This window comes from Streptomyces sp. CO7, from assembly GCF_053474865.1.
This window is the reverse complement of record NZ_JBRIOU010000003.1, coordinates 271972-272786: the sequence shown is the minus strand read 5'-3', so window position 1 is coordinate 272786 and position 815 is coordinate 271972. Positions and strand designations below refer to the sequence as shown.

The 815-nt window shown below is 76.8% G+C and carries 1 protein-coding gene; it reads right to left on the bottom strand.

Features of this window, described 5'->3' with window-relative positions:
* Nucleotides 1–782 (bottom strand): aminotransferase class V-fold PLP-dependent enzyme (locus ACOV8S_RS11110; protein WP_448317913.1); only part of this gene is annotated, 782 nt, incomplete at its 3' end.
* Between the last annotated feature and the right edge of the window lie 33 nt (nt 783–815).

Below are 815 nucleotides of genomic sequence, written 5' to 3'. Positions count from 1 at the left end.
GTGTGCCACTCGACGTCCAGGCCGCCGTCCTCCCGCCGCAGCACCCGGCGGCTGGCCCCGCCGCCCGCCAGGTAGGGCTCTGCGGCGTCCAGCCAGTCGGTCCGCCCGGCCAGCACGCCCGCGCCGAACGGGGCGTACAGCTTGTGCCCGGAGAAGGCCACCCAGTCGACGTCCAGCTCGCGCACCGACACCGGCCGGTGCGGCGCCAGCTGGGCCGCGTCCAGCACGATCCGCGCGCCGTGGGCGTGCGCGACGGCGGCGAGTTCGCGCACCGGCCACAGCTCGCCGGTGACGTTGGACGCGCCGGTCACGCAGACCAGCGCCGGGCCGTCGTCCTCGCGCGCGGTGAGCGCCTCCTCCAGCCGGGCCACGGCCTCGGCGGGGGACGCGGGGGCGTCCAGGAAGGTCACCCGGGCGCCGCGCCAGGGCAGCAGCGCCGCGTGGTGCTCGGTCTCGAAGACGTAGACGCGGCAATCGTCCGGCAGGGCGGAGGCCAGCAGGTTGAGGGAGTCGGTGGTGGCGCGGGTGAAGACGACCTGGTCGTCCTCGCGGCAGTCGAGGAAGCGGGCGACGCTCTCGCGGGCGTCCTCGAAGAGCCCGGTGGACAGCTGGGACAGGTGTCCCGCGCCGCGGTGGACGCTGCCGTAGAACGGCACGTACTCGGCCACCTCGTCCCACACCTGCCGCAGCACCGGCGCGCTGGCGGCCTGGTCCAGCGCGGCGTACGGCACGCGCCGGCCGTCGGCCAGCGGCACGGTGACGTCGAGGCCCAGCACCGGCAGCGGCTCGGGGAGCCCGGCGGCGAGGTCCCCGGC